The organism is Peteryoungia rhizophila, assembly GCF_004912145.1.
In the GTDB taxonomy this organism is placed as follows: Bacteria; Pseudomonadota; Alphaproteobacteria; order Rhizobiales; family Rhizobiaceae; genus Allorhizobium; species Allorhizobium rhizophilum.
Genome location: NZ_STGT01000017.1, coordinates 1 through 1118, shown reverse-complemented (window position 1 = coordinate 1118; position 1118 = coordinate 1). Strand labels below are relative to the sequence as shown.

1 protein-coding gene is annotated in these 1118 nt (G+C 60.6%); it reads left to right on the top strand.

Annotated elements, in window-relative coordinates; all coding sequences use genetic code 11:
* Positions 1–1118: hypothetical protein (locus E9677_RS25350; RefSeq protein ID WP_168801349.1), on the top strand; the 1118-nt coding region annotated here is incomplete at both ends.

Sequence of the window (1118 nt, the reverse complement as noted above, 5' to 3'; positions counted from 1 at the left end):
GTGACGACGTTCACCGCCAAGAGTGCTGGTGGTGCGGTGACCGGAGCGGTTCTGGAGATCGGTGCCGATGGCTCCTACAAGCTGACGCTGAATGCGCCAGTTGTGCATGACCAGCCGGGCAAGACGGAAGAGAACGAGACGCTTTCGATCAACTTCACGGTCACGGACGGTGATGGCGATACGGCGACTGGCCAGCTTCAGGTTCGCGTCAACGACGATACGCCAGATGCCAAGGGCCTGGTGATCGAGAGGACGGTTCTGGACGACGAAGCCCAGACGCTGTTCATCCCGACGAACCCTGGTGCTGACCTGGGTGGCGACGTTAGCCAGAACTACAAGATGGCCACGGGTAGTGCCGGCGCCTTGTTTGCAGCCGGTGCTGACGGTGTGAAGTCGGTCTCGGTCAGCGGTTCGTTCGACGTCATCTACAAGGATGCGAACGGCTTTGCCCAGACCACGACCGTTTCGTGGGGTGCTGGTGTTCCCGGTGCCAACGGGGTGACGACGTTTAGTGCAGTCAGCGCTGGCGGAGCTGTGACCGGAGCTGTTCTCGAGATCCGTGCCGATGGCTCCTACAAGCTGACGATGATGGCGCCTGTTGCGCATGGCTTCGCTTTCCCCGGTATCGAGGAGGACGAGACGCTTTCGATCCGCTTCACGGTCACGGACGGCGACAACGACACGTCGAGCGGCTGGCTGAAGGTTCTGGTCAACGACGACACGCCGACCCCGATTGCCTCTGTCGAGTTTGCCTCGACGGTGCTGGATGATGAAGCTCAGGCGCTCTTTGCTGGCAACAACACGCCAGATGATGGTGTTGCCAATGTCAGCATTGCCGAAGGTGACAAAGGTTCGCTGTTCTCGGCAGGCGCCGATGGTGTGTCGAAGGTTTCGATCTTCGATGCCGGCTTCAAGGTGATCTACTCGCAGGGTGGCTTCGCCAAGGTTGAGGGCATCGAGTGGAGCGCTGGTGTACAGGGCCCTGGTGGTGCGACGACCTTCACGGCGACGGGCAAGGATTCCGGCCAGACAGCCGCTGTCTGGACGATCAATGCCGACGGCTCCTACAAGTTCGAGCTGAAGGCACCTGTTGCGCATGACAAGAACAGCGCGACGGA